This is a genomic window from Roseateles sp. P2_H4, from assembly GCF_056403315.1.
On record NZ_JBFUFR010000048.1, the window covers coordinates 1 to 23,413 of the forward strand.

A 23,413-nucleotide genomic window follows, 5' to 3' on the forward strand; every position below is an offset into this window, starting at 1 on the left:
GCCCCGCACGGGCCGGCCGGCGGTGCGCCGCGCGGGCCGCGCAGCGGCAGCGCCACCGAGGCGGCCCAGGCCGATCTGCACGAAGCGATGCGGCTCAGCGCCGCCTTCCTGGATGCCCGCCTGCGGGGCGCGGCCATGCCGACGAGTGCGCTGCTGACGCCCCGCTGAGCCCGCGGGCGGCCTGCCTACACTCCCGCCGCAAAGCCGGGAGAACCTGCATGGACGCGACGACGGCCGACCTCGATGAGCTGCTGCTGGTCGACGAGGCACTCAAGGCGCTGAACGGGCGCATCTGGCTGCTGTTCGGGCTGACGATTGCGGCCATGGTGGGCTTTGTCGGGCAGGTTGCCGCGCTGGCCGTCGTCGGCTGGATGGGCAGCTGGCTGATCGGCACCCACGTCATCAGCCGCGCGGCGCCGCTGCTGGGCACCTCAGCCCTCGTCAAATACCCGCTCTTCCTGAGCTGCGCCCTGCCCTTTGTGAGCCTGGTGGCGCCCCTGTATCTGTTGCTGGCCGCGCGAGACACGCGCGCCAGCCTGGAGGTCCAAATCCGCCAGGCGCAGCTGCGCGAGCGCCGTGCGGGGCCGGCGGCACCTGCCCCGGCCGACGCACCCGCCCCGACCCGGGCGCCGGTCCAGCAGGCCCTGCCGGTGTTGCGCGGCGTGGCCAACGGCAACTGGGCCGAGGGTGAGGAAGTGCGCATGCAGATCGTCCCCGGCCAGCTGCCGCCCGACATCCCCAACGACCCCGGCATGCTGCCGCCGACGCGCGCTTCGGCCGGCGTCTTCGTCGTGGGCTACCACGTCGATGCCGGCTCGCACTGGGTATCGGTCGGCCGCGACGAGATGCGCGCGGCGGGCATGAACCTGAACGTGCTGCACCGCCAGGCCCTGTCCAACCTGATGACGCTGGTCAAAGGCCAGCCGGGCCTGCGCCTGGTGGAGCACCCGCCCTACTACGGCCTGCTGCTGGACGGCGACCACGAGGCCTGCCTGGTGCTGCTGGACGGCCTGTGGGACCACCTGTTCGCCGACAAGACACCCAACGGCGCCGTCGTCTCCATCCCGTCGCGCGACGTGCTGGCCTTCTGCGACGCGAACTCGGCCGCGGGCATCGCCGCACTGCGCGAGGCCAGCCGGCGCATCGGGCCCGATGCCAAGGGGGCCATCACCCAGCAGCTGCTGCGCCGGCGCGACGGGCGCTGGACCGTCCTGGAATGAGCGCCCTCTAGTCTTCCAGCCCCAGGAAGCCGCCGCTCTGGTGCGCCCAGAGCCGCGCGTAGATGCCGTTCTGCGCCAGCAGCTCCGCATGCGTGCCCTGCTCGACGATGCGGCCGGCGTCCATGACGACGAGGCGGTCCAGCGCCGCGATGGTGGAGAGCCGGTGCGCGATGGCGACGACGGTCTTGCCTTCCATCAGCGTGTACAGGCTTTGCTGGATGGCCGCCTCGACCTCGCTGTCCAGCGCGCTGGTGGCTTCGTCCAGCAGCAGGATGGGCGCGTCCTTCAGCATGACGCGGGCGATGGCGATGCGCTGGCGCTGGCCGCCCGACAGCTTGACGCCCCGTTCGCCGACGAAGGCCTCGAAGCCGGTGCGGCCCTTGGGGTCGGACAGCGTCGCGATGAACTCGTCGGCATGCGCGCGCACGGCGGCGCGCTGCATGTCGTCTACGCTCGCGTCGGGGCGGCCGTAGAGGATGTTCTCGGACACGGAGCGGTGCAGCAGCGAGGTGTCCTGCGTGACCATGCCGATGTGGCGGCGCAGCGAGTCCTGCGTGACGCTGGCGATGTCCTGGCCATCGATGGTGATGCGGCCGCCATCGGCGGGCAGGTCGTACAGGCGCAGCATCAGGTTCACCAGCGTGCTCTTGCCCGCGCCGCTGCGTCCCACCAGGCCGATCTTCTCGCCGGGCTTGATGGTCAGGTTCAGCTGATCGACGACGACCTTGCCGTTGGGGTAGGCGAAGCGCATGTTCTCGAAGCGCACCTCACCGTGCGGTACGGTCAGCTCCGTCGCACCGGCCGCATCGGCAATCGTCTGCGGCTTGGACAGCGTGGCCAGGCCGTCCTGCACGGTGCCGATGTGCTCGAACAGCGAGGCCATCTCCCACATCACCCAGTGCGAGATGCCGTTCAGGCGCATGCCCATCGCGGTGGCCGCCGCGACGGCGCCGACCCCGATGGCCGACACGCCCCACAGCCACAGCGACAACATCGCCGTGCTGCCGACGAGCAGCGCCGACAGCAGCGTGTTGACGACCTCGAAACCGGTGACCAGGCGCATCTGGCCATAGGCCGTCAGCATGAAGTCCTGCATCGCCGACTTGGCATAGCTGGCCTCGCGGCGGCCGTGGGCGAACAGCTTGACGGTGGCGATGTTGGTGTAGGCGTCGGTGATGCGGCCCGTCATCAGGCTGCGCGCGTCGGCCTGGGCCTGGGCGATCTTGCCCAGGCGCGGCACGAAGTAGCGCAGCGCCAGCAGATAGAGAGCCAGCCAGCCGGCGAAGGGGGCGATCAGCCAGGCGTTAAAGCTCGCCACGATGGCGACCAGCGTGCCGAAGTAGACGGCCACGTAGACGAGGATGTCGACGACGATGAGCCAGGTGTCGCGCACGGCCAGGGCCGTCTGCATGACCTTGGTGGCGATGCGGCCGGCGAACTCGTCGCCGAAAAAGGCGAGGCTCTGCGACAGCATGCGGCGGTGGAAGATCCAGCGCAGCCGCATCGGGAAGTTGCCGAACACGCCCTGGTACTTCAGCAGCGCCTGGGCCGAGGCGAGCACGATGCTGACCGCGAGCACGCCCAGCAGCATCAGCACGACGGGCTGGGGCTTGGCCCACAGCTCGGCCGGCTTGATGGTGGACAGCCAGTCCACCAGCGAGGCCATCAGGCTGAACAGCAGCGCCTCGGCCGCCGCGATGCCGGCCGTGAACAGCGTGACGGCGAACAGATGCCGGCGCACGCCATCGGCGCAGCGCCACAGGAAGGCGAAGAAGCGTGTCGGCGGGGCGGTGCCGGCAGTCTCGGGATAAGGGTCGACGAGGCGCTCGAAGCGAGCCACCAGCGGTTGGAACAGCGAAGCCATCCCGCTAGTTTCGCCTGACAACGCTGCCAAGGCGTGGCAACAGCCTCGCGCTTACTGGCTGGCTGCGGAGGCCGGCGAAGGCGGCGGAACCGGCACGACGACACCGGGCGACAGCGAGATCTCGTCGACCAGCGTGACGCCGGTGACGAAGTAGCGCGTCTCGCCGAAACAGGAGCCCGGCAGGCCGACCTTCTCCTCGTAGTGCAGGTTGACGCGCCGGCCCATGACCTTGTTGATGGCCAGGGCCGTGGCTTCGTCGTGCACGGTGAAGTAGAACTTCTCGACGCTGGCCGTGCCCGGCAGCGACACCAGCGCCTGCTCGCCCTCCCAGGTCTTGCAGACCCAGCCCTTGCGCGAGAACTTCTGCACCCAGCCGGCGCGCTCGCCGTCGGAGTAGCTCCAGTGCCAGGCAAAGGCGAACCAGGCCGCGACGAGCAGCAGCAGGGCGACGAAGAACAGGGAGAGCTTCAAGCGCATGGCGGTGTCAGGGAAGCCGGGGCGCGGCGATTGTGCGTCAGGCAGAGGTCGCTCAAAGCATGCCCATCAGCATCATGGCCAGGCCGACGATGCTGACCGCCCAGACGCCGGTGCGCGCGAAGGGGATGCCCATCACATAGATCGGCACATAGACGAGACGGGCCCACAGGAAGACCTGGGCGCCGAGCAGCACGCGTTCGTTGGTCGCGCCGGCGACCTGGGCGACCAGAGCGAGAGCGGCGAAGAACACCAGGTTCTCCAGGCTGTTGGCCGCCGCGCGCTGCAGGCGACAGGCCAGCGGCGTCGCCTCGGGCAGGTTGTCGCGGTTGCCGAAGGCCAGCATCAGCCCTTTGGGCGTCCAGGCCTGGGCGCGGATCAGGCTGGCGGCGAGCACGGTCAGCCAGGTGAGCAGGGTCATGCAGACGACGAGAGACAGCAGCTTGGGCATGGGATCTCCTCCGAAGTGGCGGCGTCAACTCGACGCGCGGCGCATCATCCGCCCGGTTGGCCGAAACGCGCCTGCGAGCGAACCCGCGCCTTCTCGGCTTCGACCTCACGATTCTTGGGCTCGGCCGTCGTCACCAGCGACGCAATCAGCGCCCGCGCCTCATCCGCAATCGCCGCGACGGCATGGTCGAAGGCGGCCGCATTGGCCTGCGACGGCACATTGAAGCCGCTGAGCTTGCGCACGAACTGCAGCGCCGCGTCGCGGATCTCGACCTCGGTGGCCGGGGGCTCGAAGTTGAAGAGGGTGCGGATGTTGCGGCACATGGCGTGGCGAGGAAGCGGTGGGCGATCCATCCTAACGATGCACCCGCGCGACTGCCGCTATCGTGTTGGCATGAAGCGCACCCTGGCCTCACTCCTCCTCGTGTCGACCTCGATGGCCTGGGCCTCGGGCGCCTCCGATGACAGCCTGGAGGCGCTGGCGCGCGAAGCCCTGCCGGGCTGGGCGCCAGGCCAGTTCCATGCGATCACCGTGACGGACAGCGACTCGCGCCCGGTGCGCATCGCGGTGACGCCGCGCCTCGTGCTCCAGCTGGATGATCGGCACCGCAGCCTTGTCGTCAGCGGCGTGCCCAACAACGGCACGAAGACCGAATCGGCCGGGCATGCCGCCGCGGGCAACCTGGGCCTCTACGGCTTCACGCGCCGGGGCGAACGCTGGGTCAGGACCAGCGCCCAGGATTCGGTGGCCTGGACCGGGTTCTCGGGCGAGGTGGGCGCGCTGCGTGCGGTCAAGCTCGGACCGGGCCAGGCCGGTCTGGCCGTCGAGAACGGCAGCTGCTGGCAAGGGGTCTGCGGCGAATGGCTGGGGCTCTACGCCGTCACGCCCCAAGGGGCGCGATCGGTCCTGCAGCTGATGATCCGCTCCGACTCGACGATCGCAACCGAGGAATGCCGGGACTGGCTGGCGGGTCGGCTGCGGGCCCTGCCCGAACGCTATGACGCGGAGTTCTGCTACCGGGTCGCCGGCCGCTGGCATCTCGCGACGCCCACGGGGCGGAAAACGGCCGATGTCGTGGTGCGCTTCAGCGGCCGCGAGGCCGCGGTGGACGCCCGCACCGGCAAGCCGGCGGTCAGGCTCGTCGACGAAGCCCTGGTCCTGCGCCGCCGCGGCTCGGGCTACGAGGTGCTGAGCGGGCGCAACCCGACGCACGACATCTAGACGGCCTCGGGATGCCGCTCGCGCCAGGCGCGCAGCTTCTGGCGGTAGTCGTCCATCGCGAGGTCGTGCAGGTCGAAGATGCAGGGATCGCAGCCGTTGCCGCAGCAGGCATCGAAATCGGGCTCCGGCGGCGGCTCGGGCCTGGGGTCCGCGTTGGGCACGGGGGGCGGTGTCATCGGCAGCATCGCCAGCCATTGTGCGGGTGAGCAGAATGCCCCCATGCAGTTCACCACCCTGCCCGAATCCGATCACCCGCTCGTGATGCTTCGCCCGATAGCGGCGGCCGACCTCCCGGTCTGGTTCGGCTATCTGTCCCTGCCCCTCGTCCACGAGCACACGAGCTGGCGGCCGCAGGCGGTGGCCGAGCTGGCGCATCACGCTCAGCCCGCCCATACGCCGGCTTCCGTGTTGCGCCTGGCCATCGCGGACCGCGCCACGGGGCAGATGGTCGGCTCGATGGGCTTTCACACCGTCTCGCCCGAGAACCGCACGGCCGAGCTGGCCTACGACCTCTCGCCCACCGTCTGGGGCCAGGGCATTGCCAGCCACATGGCCCGCACGATGGTCGACTGGGCGCATGGCCATGTCGGCGTTCTGCGCGTGCAGGCGACGGCGCTGGTTTCCAACGCGCGTTCCATGAAGGTGCTGGAGCGCTGCGGCTTCCAGCGCGAGGGCCTGCTGCACAGCTACCGCCTGGTCGGGGGCCGGCCCGGCGACTTCTGGATGTTTGCCCATGTCGTGCCGCCCGGTGCGGGCATGGCGTGATACCGGGCTGCACTTATGTTTTCCTGATGCCCGCGAGCCGAGGATCACGCCACCCCATTCAGAAGGAGAGCCCCGTGCTCATCGTCACCACCGAGAACCTCGCCGGCCACCGCGTCACCGAGATCAAGGGCCAGGTCTTCGGCGTCGTCGTGCGCAGCCGCGGCCTGGCCGGCAACATCCTGGCCGGGCTGAGGTCCATCATCGGCGGCGAGATCACGGAATACACCCAGCTGCTGGAAGAGGCGCGCCGCCATGCCATCGACCGCATGGTCAAGAACGCCAGCCTGATGGGCGGCAATGCCGTGGTCATGATGCGCTTCGACTCATCGGAGATGGGCCAGACCATGAGCGAGATCGTGGCCTACGGCACGGCCGTGGTCGTCGAGAAGCTGCCGGGCTGAGGCCATGCTGCGCAAGCTGCTCTTCGTCGTGGCCCTGGCCATGGGCCTGATCGGCGCGGGCGCGCGCCTGGCCGGGTACCGCGACGCGGCGCCCTTTGCCATCTGGGGCTGCTTCATCGCCGCGGCCGTGCTGGCGGAGCGCTGGCGTTATCGGTCACGCAACGCAGCCGAAAGCGGCGACTGGCAGAAGACCGAGGAGCGCTTTGTCGATCCGGAGTCTGGACAGACGGTCCAGGTCTTGTACAACCCACGCACCGGCGAGCGCCGCTACGAACCCGACCCGCATGCCTGAGCGTTCCAGCTATGCCATCAAGACCGAGATCGCCGACCCGCGGGCCGGCGGCTGGGCCTTTGCCGCGCAGAAGACCATGTACGACGGCAAGCGCATCGCCGTGGGCGACGTGATCTACCTCTTCGCCAGCGAGAACGAGGGCGGCACCGGCCTGGTGGCGCGCGGCGTCGTCACGTCGGCTGAGGACACGCCACGGTTGCCGGACGTGGAGAGGCAGACGCCGCGCGTCAGCATCACCGTCAAGCGCACGGCCTCGGCCCAGCGCCGCCTCGGCCGCGCCGAACTCAAGCCCTTTGCCAACTGGGACGACGGCCGGCCCGAGACGGAGCTCAACTTCAAGTTCTACCGGCAGGCGACGAACAAGATCGTCGGCCTCCGTGACGAGACGGCTGCCTTCCTGGACGGCTATTTCTGACGTTCGCGCAGGCGCTGCACCCGCGCCTCCAGCATGGCCAGCTCACGCTCGCATTCCTCGTCCTTGATGGCCTCGATGCGGTCGCGGATGCCGCGCAACTCTTGCAGGGGTTGAGATGCCGCCTGCACTTCGGCCGGCTGGCGCTCGGCCATTTCGATCAACAGCTTGGTGATGACGCCGAGTTGGTCGCCATAGGTGGCGACATCGAAGGCGCGGGCCTCGATGCGCGCATTGCCGGCCTGCGGTTTGATGCCCGCAAAGAACCAGTCCAGCCGCGGCTCGATGTCCTGCATCACGTCACCGCTGAAAGGCAGGCGCAGCTGGGGCGCCCAGAGCCAGAACCAAGGAAACATCTTGTCCTCCCAAACGCCCTGACAGCGAGCGCCTGGCGGCATGGTGGCTCACACCCGTGAAGCCAGCAAGTTAACCCTGCGGCGTCAGAGCCGCGTCCACCCCGCCACCTTGGCATTGAAGAACCCGCTCTGCTCATAGGCCCGCCGCACCAACCCCTGCTGGCGCAGCCAGGCCAGGCCGGCATTGAGCTGGTCGCGCAGCCGCGGCCCCAGCGCGTGGGTGGCGGACACGAGGAAATGGCGCGTGCCCTTCATGCTGACCTTCAAGCCCGGGATGGGCACCAGGCGCACGCCGTCCACCAGCAGGGACAGGTCGGGCGTGGGTTGAAAGGGCGCCAGCAGCAGGTCGGCTCGGCCCTGCTGCAGCATGCGCGGCATCAGGTTCCAGCTGGCCACATGCTGCAGGTTGGCGATGCCCAGCTGCTCCAGCGTCAGCCAGTCCACGCGCCAGGTGTTGTTGCTGAGCACGCGCAGCTGCTGCACATCACGCAGCTGGCGGGCTGCCAGCGCCTGCGCATTGCCGGGCGTGGTGTAGAGCCCGGCCTCGAACTCGCCTTCCAGCAGCAGTGGTTCGCTGAACAACAGGCCGTCAGGTTGGGGGAAGTCTTCGCGCCAGTAGGTGGTGGCGCTGCAGGCGGCATGGCCGATGCGCAACTCCGTCTGCAGCCGCTGGCTGGTGGGCATGGGAGACATGCTCAGGCGCAGCTTGCGGTCCTGCCGGGCCAGGGCCTGGTGGATGAGCACCACCTCGACGACGTCGCGCCGCGACAGCGGACCGCCGTAGTCGGTGACGGCCACCGGGTCGCGGCCGGCGAGGAAGGCCTGGTAGTCCCGCAGCACATCGTCGGGGATCAGGGCCGGCAGCAGCGGCTCGGCCGCCGCCCAGGCGGGCAGCAGGGCACCGGCCGTCAAACCCAGCAGGCCGCGGCGCCCGAGCCGGGCTTCGTCAAACAAGCAATTGGCGGGGACGGACAGGGCACTCAACGACGGGCCTCTTCTCTCGGGGCGGGTGTGCCGCCGAGGATAAGCCCGCCCTGAGCACCGGCACCTCAGTGAACGCCCGCGAGCAGGGCTGCGTTCCCGCCCGCCGCCGCCGTGTTGACCGTCAGCGTCTGCTCGGCCGTGAAGCGATAGAGCTGGCGCACATGGCCCGCCGCGGTCACCAGCGGCAGGATGGCGCCGGAGCGCGTGGCCAGACTCTTGGCGAGCACATGGGCGGCCGCAGCGTCAGACGACGCCAGCGCGACGCCGGCCAGCTGGGGCGCGGCGAGCAGTCCCGTCAAGGTCGCGTCGGGCAGCAGGGTCAGCGCGCTGGTGGGCAGGCCGGCACGCAGCAGGGCCTGGCGGGCGCGTTCGTCGCCGCCGAGCCAGATGGCGCTGTTGCCCGCCAGCAAGGCACTGACGACGGCGGCGAGCCCCGCCTCGTCGCGGCCGATCACGACAAAGACGCCGCGGGCATGGTGGCGCAAGGTGTTGCTCTCGCCGGTGGGCCCCGGCAGGACCACATCCGCGAGGTGCGTCTGCGCGGCGGTGAAGAGGCCGCGCAGCGTCAGCGACGCGGGCGCGTCCAGCGTGTCGGCGGCGCGGCGCAGCGTGGCGATGCGCTCGGCCAGCGGCGTGTCGCGCCAGCCCGCGTCGGCGGCCACGGCGAGCGCCTCGCTGCGGCCATCCATGGCCAGCGTCGGCAGCGGTGCGTCGATCTGCGGCTCGGCGCAGAAGCGGCGCAGATAGTCGGGGCCACCGGCCTTGGGGCCGGTGCCCGACAGGCCTTCACCGCCAAAGGGCTGCACGCCCACCACCGCGCCAATGATGTTGCGGTTGACGTAGACGTTGCCGATGCGGGCCTCGTCGGCCAGGCGCTGGGCGCGGCTGTCGATGCGCGTCTGGATGCCCAGCGTCAGGCCATATCCCAGCGCGTTGATTTCCTTGATGACGTCGTCGACCGAGTCCTCGAAGCGCACCACGTGCAGCACCGGGCCGAAGATCTCCTCGCCCAGGTGGGCGATGCGCGGCAGCTCGAAGGCGACCGGGCGGATCTGGCGCGGCATGGGCTCGGCCACGGGCGCCTCGGCCAGCAGCTTGGCATCGCGCTTGAGGCGCTCGACATGCTTGCTGATGCTGGCGTGGGCCTCGTCGTCGATGACGGGGCCGACGTCGGTGGCCAGATGGGCCGGCTGGCCGACGTGCAGCTGCTGCAGCGCACCCTTGAGCATCTCGATGACGCCCTCGGCAATGCTGGACTGCACGCACAGCAGGCGCAGTGCCGAGCAGCGCTGGCCGGCCGAGCGGAAGGCACTCTGCACGACGGCGTCGATGACCTGCTCGGGCAGGGCCGTCGAGTCCACCACCATCGCATTCAGGCCGCCGGTCTCGGCAATGAGGGGGACGGGCGAGTTGGGCTTGGCCGCCAGCGCCTTGTTGATGATCTGCGCCACGGCCGTGGAACCGGTGAAGCAGACACCGGCCGTGTGGGCATGCGCGACCAGGCCAGCGCCGACGGTCTCGCCGGGGCCGTGCAACAGCGCCAGCGCATCGGCCGGCACGCCGGCGGCGTGCAGCAGCTCGACGAACTTCAACGCGACATAGGGCGTCTGCTCGGCGGGCTTGGCGGCAACGGCATTGCCGGCGACCAGCGCGGCAACGACCTGGCCGGCAAAGATGGCCAGCGGGAAGTTCCAGGGGCTGATGCAGACGAACACGCCGCGGCCCTGCATCAGTGTGGCGTCGCTCTCGGCCTGGTCGGCGTAATAGCGCAGGAAGTCGACGGCCTCGCGCACTTCGGCGACGCAGTCGGCTTGCGTCTTGAAAGCCTCCTTGACGAGCAGGGCGCAGAACTCGGCCAGGCGGGCGTCGAGGTCGTCGGCGGCGCGGCGCAGGATGGCGGCACGCTGGGCGACGGGCGTGCCGTTCCAGGCCGGGAAGCCGGCGTGCAGGCGCTGCATGCCGGCATCGACTTCAGCTGCCGACGCCTCGGGCACGGCATGCACGGGCGTCGTTTCCAGTGCCGCCTGCAACGGTGCGCGCTGGGCCGGGGCCGTCAGGTCGGCACCGGTGGAGTTGGCGCGGCCGCGGCCTTCGCTGTCCAGGTAGAGGGCCGGCGGCAACGGCAAGGCGCTGGTGTTGCGCACCTCGGCCAGCGGCGAGCCCAGCAGCTCGGGCACCTGCACGCTGGGATCGGCCAGTTGATGCACGAAGGAGGAATTGGCGCCGTTCTCCAGCAGACGGCGAACCAGATAGGCCAGCAGGTCGCGATGCTCGCCGACCGGGGCGTAGACGCGGCAGGGGATGCTGCCGTCCTTCAGCACTTCGCGGTAGACGCCCTCGCCCATGCCGTGCAGGCGCTGCATCTCGAAGGGCGCACCGGTGGCACGGGCCATCTGCACGATGGCGGCGATGGTGCCGGCGTTGTGGCTGGCGAACTGCGGGTAGATGACGTCGGCATGCTGGATCAGCGCGCGGGCGCAGGCCAGGTAGCTCACATCGGTGTGCTGCTTGTGCGTGAACACCGGGTACTCGGCCAGGCCGAGTTCCTGGGCGCGCTTGATCTCGCCGTCCCAATAGGCGCCCTTGACCAGGCGCACCATGAAGCGCAGGCCATGCTTGCGCGCGATGGCCGCCACTTCGTCGACGACGGCCAGCGCCCGGCTCTGGTAAGCCTGCACGGCCAGGCCGAAGCCGCGCCACTGCGGGTAGACGACGGCGATCTTGGCGGCCAGCGTGTCCAGCACGTCCAGCGACAGCTCCAGGCGGTCGACCTCCTCGGCATCGATGGTCAGGTTGATGTTGGCGCTGGCGGCCAGTTCGATGAGCTGCCATACGCGCGGCAGCAGTTCGGCGAACACACGCTCGCGCTGCAGCACTTCGTAGCGGCTGAACAGCGCGCTGAGCTTGATGGAGATGCCGTCGGAGGCTTCCGGCGAATCCGCACGCTGGCCGGCGGCGATGGCCTTGATGGCGCCGACATAGGCGGCCTGGTAGCGGCGCGCGTCGTCCTCGGTGCGGGCGCCTTCGCCCAGCATGTCGTAGCTGAAGCGCAATTGCTTCTGCGCCTTGCGGGCGCTGTCGGCCTCGCTCATGGCCTCGCCGATATTGCGGCCGAGCACGAACTGGCGGCCCAGCAGCTGGATGGCGCGCACGGTGGCGGCGACGACCGTCTGCGCGCCCAGGCGCTTGAACAGGCCGTTGTCGTCCTCGCCGCCCGGCAGGAAGCGCTTGGACATCGAGATGGCCGAGGCCGACAGCGCGGCCAGCATCTTGTGCGGGCTGCCCTCGCTGGCGCCGTCGAAGTCGGCGCGGCCGAGCTGGTCGGCCGTCAGCGCGATGGCCGTGGGCACGTCCGGCACGCGCAGCAGGGCCTCGGCCAGGCGCATCAGGGCCAGGCCTTCGGCGCTGGTGATGGGGTATTCGCGCAGCAGCGATTCCATCGCCCAGAAGGGCGCCGGGTTCTTGCGCACCTGATCGACCCAGGGCGCGGCCATGGCGATGACGCCGGGCCAGTCCAGCGCGCCGCCGACGCGCTCGGCCAGGGCCTGCACGACGCCATGCTCGGCCCGGTAGGGATCGGGCAGGCGGGGCTGTTCGGTCGGGGCGGCGAAGGGCGTGGGCATGGCGGGTCTCCTGGTGAGGATCTGCACTTTATCGACGCTCGACTTGGATTAAATTCCAAGGATTGCAAGAGCAGCCGACAAAAATCCAGATGGACGACGAAACCAAACTCGACAAGATCGACGAGCGCATCTTGCGCGTGCTGCAGGCCGATGGGCGGATTTCCAACCTCAAGCTGGCGGAAACGGTGCACCTGTCGCCCACGGCCGTGCTGGAGCGCGTCAAGCGCCTGACCCGCGACGGCTTCATCCTCGGCTACGAGGCGCGGCTCAACCCGGCCAAGCTGGGTGCCGCCATGCTGGTCTTCATCGAGGTGCATCTGGACCGCACGGTGATGGACGTGATGGACAACTTCAAGGCCGCCGTCCAGGCCCGCGCCGAGATCCTGGAATGCCATCTGGTGGCCGGCGGCTTCGACTACCTGCTCAAGACCCGGGTGCGCGACATGGGCGCTTATCGCGAGTTCATCGGCAGCGTGATCTGGACGCTGCCGGGGGTGAGGGAGACGCGGACATATGCGGTGATGGAGGAGGTGAAGTCGACGAATGCGCTGCCGATCTGACAGCGAGGCAGACTGGGCCGATTGATGGCGTCAAGAAGCGTCGTGCAGGTGCGCGAAGTCGACCAGGATGGAGACCTGCGGGTGCAACGGCAGGTAGCAGACGTGTACACGTTGGCCCGAGACCAAGTTCACCATTCCGCTCATTCGGCGCTCCACGGTGATGGGCAGTGAAGCACCTTCGGGCTGATAGCGATACACGACGGTAGTCACTCGTCCGTCCCGACGGTTTTCCACTATTTGCCCTTCTACCTTCAGGCCTCTTTCAAGAATTCGTTTGTTCGCAGCGGCCCTGCCGGCACGGTGCAATCCCGCAAGGACTGAGAGCACGGCGAGACCGATGAGAGGGAACCAGATTCGATAGTCCACAGCAGGCCACTTCTTGGCGTTGGCGCTCGCCGGCGGTTAGATGCAGTCGGGCGCAATCTCACGATGGGCCGCAGCTGCCTTCGCCTTTTCATCCGCTGTCTGGATTTGCGTATCCAGCCGCAGATGGAAAGGAACTTCTGCCGCCCTGTTTCGGGCCCAAGCCATGCCGTGACGCTGATCGGCCCGAGTCCGGACTTGCATTTTTACTCGCTGTCCATCAGCGCGTTGCCGATCTGACGCCGCAGCTCGCCGGCTCAATCCAGCTTAGGGGCCCTCACCGGGCGACCGGCTGAACAGCTGGCTGCCAACGTTGGGCGTAACCCATTCCAGCTTGCTCTCGCAAAAGATGTTCATCCTGGGCTCGTAGCTCTCGGGGTGCTCGGTCGTGCCGAGGTAGAGCATCGCCAGGCCTTTGTAGGTGGCCGGATTGGCATTGAAAACCGGCGTGCCGCATGAAGCACAGAAGTGCTTGGTGGTGCGATCGGTGGCCCTGTAGCCGCTGGTTTCTCCAGCGGTCAAGCGGAAGTCCTTTTCGCGGACCACGACATAGACGGAGAACGGGGCGCCGCTCATTCGCTTGCAAAGGTCGCAATGGCAGGCCACGACCTGCAGCGGCCCCCCGGTCACGTCATATCGAAGCTGGCCGCAGGCGCAGCGTCCGCGAACTTCGTTCAGCTCGCTATGAGCGGCGGGTGAGGTGGGTGAGGGCATGAGTCAATCTAGCACCCGGTGTGGGTATGGACGTCCGCGAGGACGAACGCGCTGGCGCTCCAAGGGCGGGTAAACATGGCGCGAGCGCCCCGGGTCTGGCTCGGAAAATGCGCGCTTTCAAGACCGCGTCGCCCATGATCCCCCGCCTCCCTGCGCTGACCGCCTGCCTGCTGGTCGTCCTGGCCCGGGCGGCCATGGCGCAGCCGGCACCGCCGGTGCCGAGTGCGCTGGAGCCGCAGTTCGCGACCGTGGCCGTGCCGCGTGACGTCGTGGGCAGCCTGGCCCAGGACCGGCAGGGCCTGATCTGGATAGGCACCAGCGACGGCCTGGCGCGCTTCGACGGCTACCGCCTGCGCCCCATCGAACGCGAAGGCGCCACGCCGGTGCAGCGCAACCTGGGCTGGGTGCGCTCACTGGCGGCAGCGGCCGACGGCGGCATGTGGATTGGCACCGAGGTCAACGGCCTGGCCCGCTACGAACCCGCCTTCGACCGCGTGCAGATGCTTGGCAGCGGCAGCGAGCGCGCCACGCCCATCCGCGCGCTGGCGGAGGACGGCGCCGGCCACGTCTGGGTGGGCACGCTGGGCCAGGGCCTGCTGCGCTATGAACCCAGGACCGGCCGCTTCGAGACCGAGCCGCTGCTGGTCGATGGCGAGGCCGAACGCCGCGTGCTGGCCCTGGCCGTGAGCGGCGACGGCTCGCTGTGGGCCGGCCATTGGCGCGGCCTCGCACGCCGCGGCGCCGACGGCAAGTGGACGGCGCTGGCTTTGCCCGGCGCCGACAAAGACGGCGCCATCGGCATCAGCACGCTGCTGGAAGACCGCGATGGGCGGCTCTGGTTCGGCAGCGTGGACGGCCGCGTCGGCCGCCTCGAGGCCGGTGGCCAGCCGCATTGGCTCGCGGTCCGCTTCAAGGGCGGCGTGCAGGCCCTGGCTCAAGGACTGGACGGCACGGTCTGGGCCGGCCTCACCGATGGCATCGCCTGGCTGGATGGCGGCAGCGGCGCGCTGCTGCGCCAGCTGCGCCACAACCCCCACCTGCCCGGTGGCCTGGCCGGCAACGACGTCAACGTGCTGCTGCGCGACCAGACCGGCGCCATGTGGGCGGGCGGCTATGGCGTGGGCCTGCAGCGCCACCAGCAGCACCCGGCCCTGGCCGTGCGCGGCCCCGACGCCGACCCGAACAGCCCGCTGGCCAGCAGCGATCTGCGCGGCCTGCTGCCGCGCCGCGACGGCCTGCTGATGGTGGCCACGCACAGCGGCCCGGTGGCCCTGCTGGATGCGCAGCTGCGCACCGTCGGCCGCTGGCCGCGCGAGGCCGACACGCCGGTGGACAGCCTCGCCGAGGGACCCGACGGCAGCGTCTGGCTGGTGGCCAACGGCCGCCTGGAGCGCCGCGAGCCGCGCAGCGCCCGCCTGCTCGCCAGCTGGATGCTGGAGGGCGGCCGCGCCCACCGCGTGCTGGTGCTGCCCAGCGGTGACGGGGGCGAGGTCTGGGTCGGCATGCAGGACGGCCTCTACCGCCTGGCTTCGCCCCAGGGCCGCATCGAGCGCGTGAAGCGCGCCGATGGCGAGCCGCTGCGCGGCGGCGTGCACGCGCTGCGCCTGGGGCCCGGCGGCCAGCAGATCTGGGTGGGCGCCCTGGCCGGCCTGTTCCGCTGGGATGGCCAGCGCCTCGTCGAGGTGCAGGGCGCACCGGGCGAGACGCTGGGCTTCCCCGCCGTGCTGGGCCTGCTGCACACCCGCGACGGCAGCCTCTATGTGGACACCGCCGTCAGCGGCCTGCACCGCCTCAAGGGCTACGACGAACAGGGCCGCGCACGCTTCGACCGCATCAGCGAGCGCATGGGCGCGCCGGGCCGGCCCTTCGGCGTCAATCTGCACGAGGACAGCAAGGGCCGCGTGTGGACCCAGCAGTCCGTCTACGACCCCATCGCCAAGCGCCTGGACGAACTCAGCGGCGCCGAGGGCCCGCCCATGGGCACGCCGCGCTTCTTCGCCGACGCCGCCCTGCCCGATGGCCGCCTGCTCTTCAGCGGCAGCCGCGGCCTGCTCGTCATCGAGCCGACGGCCTTCATGCCCTCGCGCTATGCGCCGCCGGTCGTCATCAGCAGCCTGCGCCGCGACGGCCAGCTCTTCCAGCCGGAGCAGGATCTCAAAAAAGGCCTGAAGCTGCCGGCCGGCACCCGCAGCTTCGCCGTCGAGTTCGCTGCACTGGACTACATCGACCCGGCCAAGCTGCGCTACATGATGCGGCTGGCCGGCTGGGACCAGCAGTGGACCTTCACCGACGCCAGCGCCCGCTTTGCGAGCTACGGCGGCCTGCAGCCGGGCCGCTACCGGCTGGAGGTCTATGCCACCAACCACCACGGCCTGTGGGGCGACCGGCCGCTGCTGCTCGACATCGAGCTGCTGCCGGCCTGGTGGCAGACGCGCTGGGCCCAGGCCGCCGCGCTGCTGGCCTTGCTGGGCCTGGCCTGGGTGCTGCTGCGCTGGGGCGTGGCCAGGCGCACCGCGCAGCTGCGCCGCAGCGAGATGGCGCTGCAGGCCCTGGTGGAACAACGCACCACGGAGCTGCGCGAGGCCAGCACCACCGACTCCCTGACCGGCCTGCGCAACCGCCGCTACCTGGATTCACGCGTCGCCTCCGACCTGCAGCTCTGCCTGCGCCACTACACCGAGACGCGCCACCACAACCCCGATGACGAGGCCGATCTGCTCGTCATGCTGATGGACCTCGACCACTTCAAGCGCATCAACGACCGCCACGGCCACGCCGCGGGCGACCAGGTCCTCATCGAGTTCGCGCGCCGGCTGCGCACCGTCTTCCGCGAGAGCGACGTGCTGGTGCGCTGGGGCGGCGAGGAATTCCTGGCCCTGGCCCGCGGCGGTGCGCGCGGTGGCGCGGCTGAGCTGGCGGCGCGCTTCAATGCCAGCGTGCGCGAGCAGCCCTTCACGCTGCCGGATGGCAGCACCCTGCCCGTCACCGTGTCCATCGGCTTCGCCGTCTTCCCGCTGGACCCGGAAGCGCCCCGGGCCTGGGACTGGGACGCCACGCTGCGCCTGGCCGATGCCGCCCTGTATGCGGCCAAGAAGCAGGGCCGCGACGGCTATGTGGGCGCCTTGCGTGCCGACGGCCTGAAGCCCGACGAGCTGGGCCCCGACGCGCTGGCCTGGCCCCGTGAGCCGCGCCTGCAGGTGCAGCGCAGCGCCCGGGAACCGGTCACGGTTTCCGAGGGCGGGTAAACCGCGCGTCGGCCGCCGGCCCCCGGCTCGGACAATGCGCGTTTTCAAGACCGCACTGCCCATGACACCCCGCTCCCTTGCGCTGCTGGCCTGCCTGCTGGCCACCAGCTTCGCCGCCGAGGCGGTTTCGACGACGGCGCAGATCACCGCCCAATCGGTGCTGCTGGGCCTGCAGCTGTCGGCCAAGCACCGCCAGGCCAAGGGCGCCCTGCCGGCGGCCCAGAACGCCTGCATCCAGGCCCTGCAGCCCAGCGAGTTCCACGCGACGACCGAGCGCGTCGTCACGACGTCGCTGAGCGCCACCGAACTTGCCGCCGCCGAGCAGTTCTTCAGCTCCGTGCCGGGGCGCAAATACGCCACCCAGGGCCTGCTGGGCATCTACACCGCCCTGGGCGAGACGCCGCCCGAACCCGCACCCGCGCTGTTGCTCGCCGAGTCCAAGGCCGTCGAAGCCTTCGCGGCCACGCCGGCCGGCCAGGCCCTGCTCACCCGCCAGGTGCTGCAGGCCCCGGCGGCTCGTGAGGCCTATGACGGCCGGGTCCGGGAGCTCATCGCGCGCTGCCAGGCCGTCAAGCCTGATCGCGCGGACTGAGTCCGCCCCTGCAAGCTGGGCGCCAGACGCTCAGCCCAGGTGCTGGCCAAGGAAGCGCATCGTCCGGTCCCAGGCCTGCTGGGCCCAGACGGCGTCGTATTGCGTCTTGGCGATGCGCCCCGGCCCCTGCGCCGTCTCATTGGCAAAGGCATGGTGGGCCAGATAGCGATGGCCTTCGTAGCGCACGCCGACCTCGCTCAGCTTGGCCTCCAGGCCGTCCACGCCGGCAATCGGGAAGGACTCGTCCTGCGTGGCCCAGTGGGCCTGCAGCGGCATCTTGATCTTGCTGGCGTCCACATATTCCAGCGGCGGCATGCCGTACCAGATCACGGCGGCATCGGCCTCGGGCACCATCGTCGCGGCCAGCACCGTCAGCGCGCCGCCCATGCAGTAGCCCGTCACGCCGACCTTGCCGCTGCCGAGCCTGAGCCCCTTGAGGTGGTGCACCGCGCCGCGCACGTCCTGCGCGGCCGCGTCGCCAAAGTTCAGGGCGCCCATCAGGTGGCTGGCCTCCTCGGCCTCGACGGTGCTCTTGCCGCGGTACAGGTCCGGCACCAGGGCCGTGAAACCGGCGCTGGCAAAGCGCTCGGCGACGCCGCGGATCTGGTCGTTCAGGCCCCACCACTCCTGGATGACGACCACGGCCCCAAGCGGCTGGGCGGCCTCGGCGAGATAGCCGGACACCTGTGCGCCATCGGGGCGCGTGAACTGGACGGTCTGGGCCATGCAGGTCTCCTCGGGGGGGTGGAGGCGACAGCCTAACCTGCGCGACACGGGGTTTTCCCCGGGAGGGCGACAATGGCCCCCTTGACGCCCCACACCATGAAGATCGAACGCATCGTCTCCACCCGCCTGCCGACGCCCTATGGCGAGTTCGCCATCCATGGCTTCCGTGAGGATGACAGCGGGCAGGAGCATGTCGTGCTGAGCATGGGCGAGCTGACGGGCGACGTGCCGCCGCTGGTGCGCGTGCATTCGGAATGCATGACGGGCGAGGTGTTCGGCTCGCTGCGCTGCGACTGCCGGCCGCAGTTGCAGGGTGCGATGAAGCTCATCGCCGCGCAGGGTCGCGGTGCCATCGTCTATATGCGCGGCCACGAAGGGCGCGGCATCGGCCTGGTGCAGAAGCTGCGCGCCTATGCCGAGCAGGATGCCGGCGCCGACACCATCCAGGCCAATGCCCAGCTGGGCCTGCCCATCGACGCGCGCCGCTACGACGCCGCCGCCTGCATGCTGCGGTCCCTGGGCGTGCACCGCATCCGGCTGCTGACCAACAACCCGCTGAAGATGGCGGCGCTGGCAGAGTTCGGCATCGATGTCGTCGAACGCGAGGCGTCCTTGACCGAGCCGGGTCCGGACAACGAGAAATACCTGCGCACCAAGGCCGAGTCCATGGGTCACCACGACCTGGGTCATTTGTTCGAATAGACAGGCCAGGGCCGTTGCAGGGGCGCCTGGCCTGGTGTTCGGTCAAATCATGGTCGGCGCCTCACGGCGCTTCACCCGCAAGCCCTTGCGCAGTCAGCGGTTCTTGGAACCCTGCTGATTGCCGGGCTTGCCTTGCTGCTGGTCACGGCTGGCCTGACCACCGCCCTGCTGGGGCGTCTGGCTGCCACCACCGGACTGGCTCTGCTGGCCCGGGCTCTGATCGCGGCTTTGACCACCCTGCTGGATGTTCTGGCCGCTTTCGGGCTGCTGTTGCTGCTTGCCGGATTGACGTTGCTGGTTGGACATGGCTTTTCCTTCACTGTGAAGCCTGGACGGCACCCCATTGCGCCGTCGCGTTCACAACCTTAGGCCGCACAGGGCAGATCCCTGTAGGAGAAGGCGCCGGATACATCCCCGAATCGCAAGCCGCGGAGACGAGTTGTGCCGTTAGGCGACGAGGGCCGCCCAAGCGGCTACAACTGCAACCTGCCGTGTGGCCTGCCGCCAGTCCCGTGCAAGCCTGGCGACAGGCGCTTCACGAGCCAGAGACACGGCTCCCCTAGCCTGCGAGCCCTCCTGCAGTCCCCGCCATGTCCGACCGTCGTTTCTTTACCCGCCCTGCCGTCGAGGCCACGTTCAATCGTTGGGATTGGGCGTTGCTGCCCCTCGTGCTGGCGGTGCTGGTGCTGCTGGCCATGGCCGCGGCGGCGATGGCGCGGCCCTTTCACGTTGGCGAGGCACTGCCGCTGAGCCTGGACGTCGCCTGGCTGCCCTATTACCTGCTGCGCACGACGCTGCGCATGTTCCTGGCGCTGGCCGCCTCGGTGGTGTTCGCCTGCGTGTTCGCCGTGCTGGCGGCCAAGGTGCGCGCCGCCGAGAAGGTGCTGGTGCCGCTGCTGGACATCCTGCAGTCCATCCCCATCCTCGGCTTCCAGGCCATCGCGGTCGCGCCCTTCATCGCGCTTTTCCAGGGCAATCTGCTCGGCGTCGAGCTGGCCGCGCTGTTCGCCATCTTCACGTCGCAGGCCTGGAACATGGCCTTCAGCCTCTACCAGTCGCTGCGCACCGTGCCGGGCGAGCTGCAGGAGGCGGCGCGCATCTTCCAGCTGTCGGGCTGGCAGCGCTTCTGGCGGCTGGAGCTGCCGTTTGCGATGCCCAATCTGCTGTGGAACATGATGATGAGCATGTCCGGCGGCTGGTTCTTCGTCGTCGCGTCCGAGGCCATCTCCGTGGCCGGCCAGGACATCAAGCTACCCGGCGTGGGCTCCTACATCGCCGTGGCCATCGAGGCGCGCGACCTCGGCGCCATCGCCTGGGCCATCCTGGGCATGCTGGTCGGCATCCTGCTGTACGACCAGCTGTTCTTCCGGCCACTGCTGGCCTGGGCCGACCGCTTCCGCTTCGAGGAAGGCAGCAGCGAGCAGGCGCCGCAGTCCTGGCTGCTGACCTGGCTGCGCCGCACCCAGCTGCTGCAGCGCCTGGGCGAGTGGCCAGGGCGCTGGATCACGGCCAGCTTCGCGCCGCTGAAGAAGAGCTACGACGGCCGCTCCATCCGCGCCCGACCTCAAGCCCCCAACCCGCTGTGGACGCGCGCCTGGGATGCGCTGCTGGCCGCGGCCGTGCTGTTCGCCGTCTGGCGCCTGGTCAGCTTCATTCACACCGAGGTCGGCTGGGGCGAGGCGGCGCATGTGTTCAAGCTGGGCCTGTACACGCTGGCGCGCGTGCTGGTGCTGATCGCCGTGGCCTCGCTGATCTGGGTGCCCATCGGCGTGTGGATTGGCCTGAACCCGCGCATTGCCGGCCGCGTGCAGGCGGTGGCCCAGTTCCTCGCCGCCTTCCCGTCCAACCTCGTCTTCCCGGTCGCCGTCCTCGTCATCGTCAAGTACAAGCTCGACCCCGACCTCTGGCTGTCGCCGCTGATCATCCTGGGCACGCAGTGGTATCTGCTCTTCAACGTCGTGGCCGGCGCGTCGACCATCCCGACCGAGCTGCGCATGGCCGCCAAGAACCTCGGGCTGAAGGGCTGGCTGGCCTGGCGGCGCTATCTGCTGCCGGCCATCTTCCCGAGCTTTGTCACCGGCGCCATCACGGCCAGCGGCGGGTCGTGGAATGCCAGCATCGTGGCCGAGTACGTGAGCTGGGGCGACACGCATCTGCAGGCCCAGGGCCTGGGCAGCTATATCCAGCAGATGACGACGGCGGGCGACTTTCCGCGCATTGCCTTGGGCATCGGCGTCATGTGCGTCTTCGTCATGGCGATGAACCACTGGGTCTGGCGGCGCCTGTACGCAATAGCTGAAGAAAGGATGCACTTCTGATGACCACGCTGATCGAACTGAAGGGCGTCGCCAAAGGCTTCAAGTCCAACGACGGCAGCCTGCGCTCGGTGCTGGAGGGCGTGGACTTCCGGCTCGACAAGGGCGAGATCGTTGCGCTGCTGGGCCAGAGCGGCTCGGGCAAGAGCACGCTGTTGCGCATCATGGCGGGCCTGATCCCGGCCGACACCGGCGACGTTCACTACGGCGGCCAACCGCTGTTCGGGCCGGCGGCCGGCATCGCGATGGTGTTCCAGAGCTTCGCGCTGTTCCCCTGGCTGACCGTGCAGCAGAACGTCGAGCTGGGCCTGGAAGCCGCCGGCGTGCCCGCGGCGGAACGCGCCCGCCGTGCGAACGATGCCATCGAGCTGATCGGCCTGGCCGGTTTCGAGGGCGCGCTGCCGCGCGAGCTGTCGGGCGGCATGCGCCAGCGCGTCGGCATGGCGCGGGCCCTGGTCATGCAGCCGGCGGTGCTGCTGATGGACGAGGCCTTCTCGGCGCTGGACGTGCTGACCGGCGAGCGGTTGCGCAACGAGATCCTGGCGCTGTGGGACGGCGGCCAGATGCCCACCCAGGCCATGCTCGTCGTGTCGCACAACATCGAGGAGGCCGTCATGATGGCCGACCGCGTGCTGATCTTCGCCAGCAACCCGGGCCGCGTGCGGGCCGAGCTGCCCATCACGCTGCCGCGCCCGCGCCGCGCCGACAGCCCCGAGGTGCGCCTGCTCATCGACGAGGTCTATCGGCTGATGACGAGCGCCACTCACGTGGCCGGCACCGTCGAGGAGGCGCCCAAGCCGCATCTCAGCGACCGCCTGCCCGAGGCCGACGTCGGCCGCATGGAAAGCCTGCTGGAGCTGCTGGCCGACGAACGCTTCAATGGCCGCGCTGACCTGCCCCAACTGGCCGAGGAGAGCGAACTCACCGACGAGGCCATGCTGCCGCTGGCCGACGCCCTGCACCGCCTGGGCCTGGCCGAGCTCAGCGGCGGCGATCTCCTCGTCACGCCGCTGGGCCAGCGTTATGTCGAGGGCGGCCACGAGTTCCGCCGCGAGATCTTCGGCCAGCAGCTGCTGGCCCACGTGCCGCTGGCCACCTTCATCCGCGCCAGCCTCGAGCAGGAGGCCCACGGCGAGCTGAAGGAGGAGCCTTTCCTGAAGCTGCTGATGGACAGCATGGACGCCGCCGAGGCCGAGCGCGTGCTGCGCGTGGCCATCGAATGGGCGCGCTATGGCGAGGTCTTCGAATACGACTTCCACACCGGCCTGATTCATCTGCCGGAGTCGGACGAGCCGGCCTGATGCCGCAGCGTCAGCGCCTCGCGGATGGCCGCAACCACCAGCTCGGGCTTGTCGGTCTGGATCTGGTGGTCGGAGTCGACGATGTGCTTGCGCGAGCGCGGGTAGAGCCCCTTCACGAAGGCGATCGTGGCCGGGTCGTCGTTGTTTACGCCGAAATCCACCGCGATGGCCGTCTTGTCGGTGGGCACGTTGAAAAGCTGCACGACGCGGCTGTCGTCGAAGGCCGGCAGCGCCAGCATGGCCTCGCCGGTGGCGTGGATCTGGTCCACCTCGTCGGACACGGCGCGCGGCATCAGCCAGCGCTTGCCCAGGCGCGCATACCAGGGGAAGTCCTCGGGCTTCTTGATGATGCGCGGGTAGAGCGAGTCCACCAGCACCAGGGACTGCACCTCCTGCGGGTAGCGGCGCGCGAACCACTGCATATACAGGCCGCCGAGCGAGTGGCCGACCAGCACATAGGGCGGCTTCAGGCCCTTGGCCGCCAGCAAGGCGCGCAACTCGGTGACGACAGCCTCGCCGCTGCGCGGCCCGTCGGCTGCCTCGCTGCGGCCATAGCCGGCGCGGTTGTGAGCGAACACGGTGACGTCGCGCGACATGGCCTCGGCGACCGCGGTCCAGGTGTCCAGCGTCATGCGCGCGCCGTTCTCGAAGACGATGACCGGACCGCGCTGCGGCGCACCCGCCACGAGGGACTCGACCTGGCGGCCTTGCACGACGTCCACCGACGCCAGCGGCGCGGCTTGCGCGGTGAACAGAGCCAGAGCCAGCGCGGCGAAAGCACCGGCGCGAACATGGGAGAAGAGTGACATGGAGCGATGGGGTGGATGTGTCA

Annotated in this window: 25 protein-coding genes; 12 read left to right on the plus strand and 13 right to left on the minus strand. The window is 69.7% G+C overall.

The features are described 5' to 3' along the window. Positions 1-218 precede the first annotated feature (218 nt). Positions 219-1,220 (plus strand): DUF1444 domain-containing protein, encoded by a 1,002-nt coding sequence (locus AC1DW3_RS26290; protein WP_477936457.1) that lies wholly within the window; start codon positions 219-221, stop codon positions 1,218-1,220. 7 nt (positions 1,221-1,227) lie between these two features. Here AC1DW3_RS26290 and AC1DW3_RS26295 read toward each other — a convergent pair whose 3' ends face one another. The 4 genes from AC1DW3_RS26295 to AC1DW3_RS26310 all read right to left on the minus strand — a co-directional run bounded on the left by AC1DW3_RS26295 (position 1,228) and on the right by AC1DW3_RS26310 (position 4,332). Then, positions 1,228-3,063: an ABC transporter ATP-binding protein gene (locus AC1DW3_RS26295; protein WP_477936542.1), complete on the minus strand. Its 1,836-nt coding sequence runs from the start codon at positions 3,061-3,063 to the stop codon at positions 1,228-1,230. Positions 3,064-3,135: 72 nt separating this feature from the next. Continuing rightward, positions 3,136-3,561: a hypothetical protein gene (locus AC1DW3_RS26300; protein WP_477936459.1), complete on the minus strand. Its 426-nt coding sequence runs from the start codon at positions 3,559-3,561 to the stop codon at positions 3,136-3,138. Positions 3,562-3,613: 52 nt separating this feature from the next. Beyond that, entirely contained in the window at positions 3,614-4,009 is a 396-nt protein-coding gene (locus AC1DW3_RS26305) for an MAPEG family protein (RefSeq protein WP_477936461.1), read from the minus strand. A 44-nt stretch (positions 4,010-4,053) separates the two neighbouring features. Then, on the minus strand, positions 4,054-4,332 hold the full coding sequence (locus AC1DW3_RS26310; protein ID WP_477936463.1) for a DUF2277 domain-containing protein: 279 nt from the start codon (positions 4,330-4,332) through the stop codon (positions 4,054-4,056). 70 nt (positions 4,333-4,402) lie between these two features. On the opposite strand from AC1DW3_RS26310, the gene AC1DW3_RS26315 reads away from it, so the two are divergent. After that, on the plus strand, positions 4,403-5,230 hold the full coding sequence (locus AC1DW3_RS26315) for a hypothetical protein (protein ID WP_477936465.1): 828 nt from the start codon (positions 4,403-4,405) through the stop codon (positions 5,228-5,230). Here the strand turns inward: AC1DW3_RS26315 and AC1DW3_RS26320 are convergent. Then, positions 5,227-5,406, minus strand: a complete 180-nt coding sequence (locus tag AC1DW3_RS26320) for an oxidoreductase-like domain-containing protein (RefSeq protein ID WP_477936467.1) — start codon at positions 5,404-5,406, stop codon at positions 5,227-5,229. The genes AC1DW3_RS26315 and AC1DW3_RS26320 overlap by 4 nt on opposite strands. A 43-nt stretch (positions 5,407-5,449) precedes the next feature. On the opposite strand from AC1DW3_RS26320, the gene AC1DW3_RS26325 reads away from it, so the two are divergent. The 4 genes from AC1DW3_RS26325 to AC1DW3_RS26340 all read left to right on the plus strand — a co-directional run bounded on the left by AC1DW3_RS26325 (position 5,450) and on the right by AC1DW3_RS26340 (position 7,103). Further along, complete coding sequence (locus AC1DW3_RS26325; RefSeq protein ID WP_477936469.1) at positions 5,450-5,995, plus strand: GNAT family N-acetyltransferase; 546 nt, start codon at positions 5,450-5,452, stop codon at positions 5,993-5,995. A 74-nt stretch (positions 5,996-6,069) separates the two neighbouring features. Next, positions 6,070-6,396 (plus strand): YbjQ family protein, encoded by a 327-nt coding sequence (locus AC1DW3_RS26330; protein WP_477936471.1) that lies wholly within the window; start codon positions 6,070-6,072, stop codon positions 6,394-6,396. 4 nt (positions 6,397-6,400) lie between these two features. Further along, on the plus strand, positions 6,401-6,688 hold the full coding sequence (locus AC1DW3_RS26335; RefSeq protein WP_477936473.1) for a hypothetical protein: 288 nt from the start codon (positions 6,401-6,403) through the stop codon (positions 6,686-6,688). Next, complete coding sequence (locus AC1DW3_RS26340; protein ID WP_477936475.1) at positions 6,681-7,103, plus strand: hypothetical protein; 423 nt, start codon at positions 6,681-6,683, stop codon at positions 7,101-7,103. Before AC1DW3_RS26335 ends, AC1DW3_RS26340 begins: the two co-directional genes overlap by 8 nt. On the opposite strand, the gene AC1DW3_RS26345 is transcribed toward AC1DW3_RS26340, so the two are convergent. The 3 genes from AC1DW3_RS26345 to AC1DW3_RS26355 form a co-directional block, all read right to left on the minus strand. Beyond that, positions 7,094-7,456, minus strand: a complete 363-nt coding sequence (locus AC1DW3_RS26345; protein ID WP_477936477.1) for a hypothetical protein — start codon at positions 7,454-7,456, stop codon at positions 7,094-7,096. The genes AC1DW3_RS26340 and AC1DW3_RS26345 overlap by 10 nt on opposite strands. An 84-nt stretch (positions 7,457-7,540) precedes the next feature. Continuing rightward, positions 7,541-8,410 (minus strand): hypothetical protein, encoded by an 870-nt coding sequence (locus AC1DW3_RS26350; RefSeq protein ID WP_477936479.1) that lies wholly within the window; start codon positions 8,408-8,410, stop codon positions 7,541-7,543. A 95-nt stretch (positions 8,411-8,505) separates the two neighbouring features. Beyond that, entirely contained in the window at positions 8,506-12,063 is a 3,558-nt protein-coding gene (locus tag AC1DW3_RS26355) for an L-glutamate gamma-semialdehyde dehydrogenase (protein WP_477936481.1), read from the minus strand. An 89-nt stretch (positions 12,064-12,152) separates the two neighbouring features. On the opposite strand from AC1DW3_RS26355, the gene AC1DW3_RS26360 reads away from it, so the two are divergent. Beyond that, on the plus strand, positions 12,153-12,623 hold the full coding sequence (locus tag AC1DW3_RS26360) for an Lrp/AsnC ligand binding domain-containing protein (protein ID WP_119039690.1): 471 nt from the start codon (positions 12,153-12,155) through the stop codon (positions 12,621-12,623). A 30-nt stretch (positions 12,624-12,653) separates the two neighbouring features. Here the strand turns inward: AC1DW3_RS26360 and AC1DW3_RS26365 are convergent, their stop codons facing one another. Both AC1DW3_RS26365 and AC1DW3_RS26370 read right to left on the minus strand, forming a co-directional pair. Further along, positions 12,654-12,989: a DUF3592 domain-containing protein gene (locus AC1DW3_RS26365; protein ID WP_477936483.1), complete on the minus strand. Its 336-nt coding sequence runs from the start codon at positions 12,987-12,989 to the stop codon at positions 12,654-12,656. Positions 12,990-13,253: 264 nt separating this feature from the next. Continuing rightward, a complete protein-coding gene (locus AC1DW3_RS26370; RefSeq protein ID WP_477936485.1) occupies positions 13,254-13,700 on the minus strand; it encodes a GFA family protein in 447 nt (148 codons plus the stop codon). A 134-nt stretch (positions 13,701-13,834) separates the two neighbouring features. On the opposite strand from AC1DW3_RS26370, the gene AC1DW3_RS26375 reads away from it, so the two are divergent. Then, on the plus strand, positions 13,835-16,945 hold the full coding sequence (locus AC1DW3_RS26375) for a ligand-binding sensor domain-containing protein (protein WP_477936487.1): 3,111 nt from the start codon (positions 13,835-13,837) through the stop codon (positions 16,943-16,945). A 61-nt stretch (positions 16,946-17,006) separates the two neighbouring features. Beyond that, the gene (locus AC1DW3_RS26380; protein WP_477936488.1) at positions 17,007-17,537 is read left to right on the plus strand and encodes a hypothetical protein; all 531 of its coding nucleotides are present in this window, start codon (positions 17,007-17,009) and stop codon (positions 17,535-17,537) included. Positions 17,538-17,567: 30 nt separating this feature from the next. Here AC1DW3_RS26380 and AC1DW3_RS26385 read toward each other — a convergent pair whose 3' ends face one another. Further along, on the minus strand, positions 17,568-18,263 hold the full coding sequence (locus tag AC1DW3_RS26385; protein WP_477936490.1) for a dienelactone hydrolase family protein: 696 nt from the start codon (positions 18,261-18,263) through the stop codon (positions 17,568-17,570). Positions 18,264-18,359: 96 nt separating this feature from the next. Here AC1DW3_RS26385 and ribA point away from each other — a divergent pair, with 96 nt between their 5' ends. Continuing rightward, positions 18,360-18,965, plus strand: coding sequence for a GTP cyclohydrolase II (gene ribA, locus AC1DW3_RS26390; RefSeq protein ID WP_477936492.1), 606 nt, complete (start codon positions 18,360-18,362; stop codon positions 18,963-18,965). Positions 18,966-19,058: 93 nt separating this feature from the next. Here the strand turns inward: ribA and AC1DW3_RS26395 are convergent, their stop codons facing one another. Next, on the minus strand, positions 19,059-19,271 hold the full coding sequence (locus AC1DW3_RS26395) for a hypothetical protein (RefSeq protein WP_477936494.1): 213 nt from the start codon (positions 19,269-19,271) through the stop codon (positions 19,059-19,061). Positions 19,272-19,555: 284 nt separating this feature from the next. On the opposite strand from AC1DW3_RS26395, the gene AC1DW3_RS26400 reads away from it, so the two are divergent. Then, positions 19,556-21,283 (plus strand): ABC transporter permease, encoded by a 1,728-nt coding sequence (locus AC1DW3_RS26400; protein ID WP_477936496.1) that lies wholly within the window; start codon positions 19,556-19,558, stop codon positions 21,281-21,283. Next, a complete protein-coding gene (locus tag AC1DW3_RS26405) occupies positions 21,280-22,581 on the plus strand; it encodes an ABC transporter ATP-binding protein (RefSeq protein WP_477936544.1) in 1,302 nt (433 codons plus the stop codon). Before AC1DW3_RS26400 ends, AC1DW3_RS26405 begins: the two co-directional genes overlap by 4 nt. Here the strand turns inward: AC1DW3_RS26405 and AC1DW3_RS26410 are convergent. Next, positions 22,551-23,390 (minus strand): alpha/beta fold hydrolase, encoded by an 840-nt coding sequence (locus AC1DW3_RS26410; protein ID WP_477936498.1) that lies wholly within the window; start codon positions 23,388-23,390, stop codon positions 22,551-22,553. The two genes, AC1DW3_RS26405 and AC1DW3_RS26410, sit on opposite strands and share 31 nt — an antisense overlap. Positions 23,391-23,413: the final 23 nt, after the last annotated feature.

Excerpts from the sequence above, each read along its gene's own strand:
- AC1DW3_RS26380 (WP_477936488.1), top strand. The coding sequence starts at position 17,007 with ATGACACCCCGCTCCCTTGCGCTGCTGGCCTGCCTGCTGGCCACCAGC.
- ribA (WP_477936492.1), top strand. The coding sequence starts at position 18,360 with ATGAAGATCGAACGCATCGTCTCCACCCGCCTGCCGACGCCCTATGGC.
- AC1DW3_RS26335 (WP_477936473.1), top strand. The coding sequence starts at position 6,401 with ATGCTGCGCAAGCTGCTCTTCGTCGTGGCCCTGGCCATGGGCCTGATC.
- AC1DW3_RS26355 (WP_477936481.1), bottom strand. The coding sequence starts at position 12,063 with ATGCCCACGCCCTTCGCCGCCCCGACCGAACAGCCCCGCCTGCCCGAT.
- AC1DW3_RS26315 (WP_477936465.1), top strand. The coding sequence starts at position 4,403 with ATGAAGCGCACCCTGGCCTCACTCCTCCTCGTGTCGACCTCGATGGCC.
- AC1DW3_RS26345 (WP_477936477.1), bottom strand. The coding sequence starts at position 7,456 with ATGTTTCCTTGGTTCTGGCTCTGGGCGCCCCAGCTGCGCCTGCCTTTC.
- AC1DW3_RS26290 (WP_477936457.1), top strand. The coding sequence starts at position 219 with ATGGACGCGACGACGGCCGACCTCGATGAGCTGCTGCTGGTCGACGAG.
- AC1DW3_RS26340 (WP_477936475.1), top strand. The coding sequence starts at position 6,681 with ATGCCTGAGCGTTCCAGCTATGCCATCAAGACCGAGATCGCCGACCCG.
- AC1DW3_RS26300 (WP_477936459.1), bottom strand. The coding sequence starts at position 3,561 with ATGCGCTTGAAGCTCTCCCTGTTCTTCGTCGCCCTGCTGCTGCTCGTC.
- AC1DW3_RS26375 (WP_477936487.1), top strand. The coding sequence starts at position 13,835 with ATGATCCCCCGCCTCCCTGCGCTGACCGCCTGCCTGCTGGTCGTCCTG.
- AC1DW3_RS26370 (WP_477936485.1), bottom strand. The coding sequence starts at position 13,700 with ATGCCCTCACCCACCTCACCCGCCGCTCATAGCGAGCTGAACGAAGTT.
- AC1DW3_RS26305 (WP_477936461.1), bottom strand. The coding sequence starts at position 4,009 with ATGCCCAAGCTGCTGTCTCTCGTCGTCTGCATGACCCTGCTCACCTGG.
- AC1DW3_RS26320 (WP_477936467.1), bottom strand. The coding sequence starts at position 5,406 with ATGACACCGCCCCCCGTGCCCAACGCGGACCCCAGGCCCGAGCCGCCG.
- AC1DW3_RS26400 (WP_477936496.1), top strand. The coding sequence starts at position 19,556 with ATGTCCGACCGTCGTTTCTTTACCCGCCCTGCCGTCGAGGCCACGTTC.
- AC1DW3_RS26325 (WP_477936469.1), top strand. The coding sequence starts at position 5,450 with ATGCAGTTCACCACCCTGCCCGAATCCGATCACCCGCTCGTGATGCTT.
- AC1DW3_RS26360 (WP_119039690.1), top strand. The coding sequence starts at position 12,153 with ATGGACGACGAAACCAAACTCGACAAGATCGACGAGCGCATCTTGCGC.
- AC1DW3_RS26410 (WP_477936498.1), bottom strand. The coding sequence starts at position 23,390 with ATGTCACTCTTCTCCCATGTTCGCGCCGGTGCTTTCGCCGCGCTGGCT.
- AC1DW3_RS26310 (WP_477936463.1), bottom strand. The coding sequence starts at position 4,332 with ATGTGCCGCAACATCCGCACCCTCTTCAACTTCGAGCCCCCGGCCACC.
- AC1DW3_RS26395 (WP_477936494.1), bottom strand. The coding sequence starts at position 19,271 with ATGTCCAACCAGCAACGTCAATCCGGCAAGCAGCAACAGCAGCCCGAA.
- AC1DW3_RS26385 (WP_477936490.1), bottom strand. The coding sequence starts at position 18,263 with ATGGCCCAGACCGTCCAGTTCACGCGCCCCGATGGCGCACAGGTGTCC.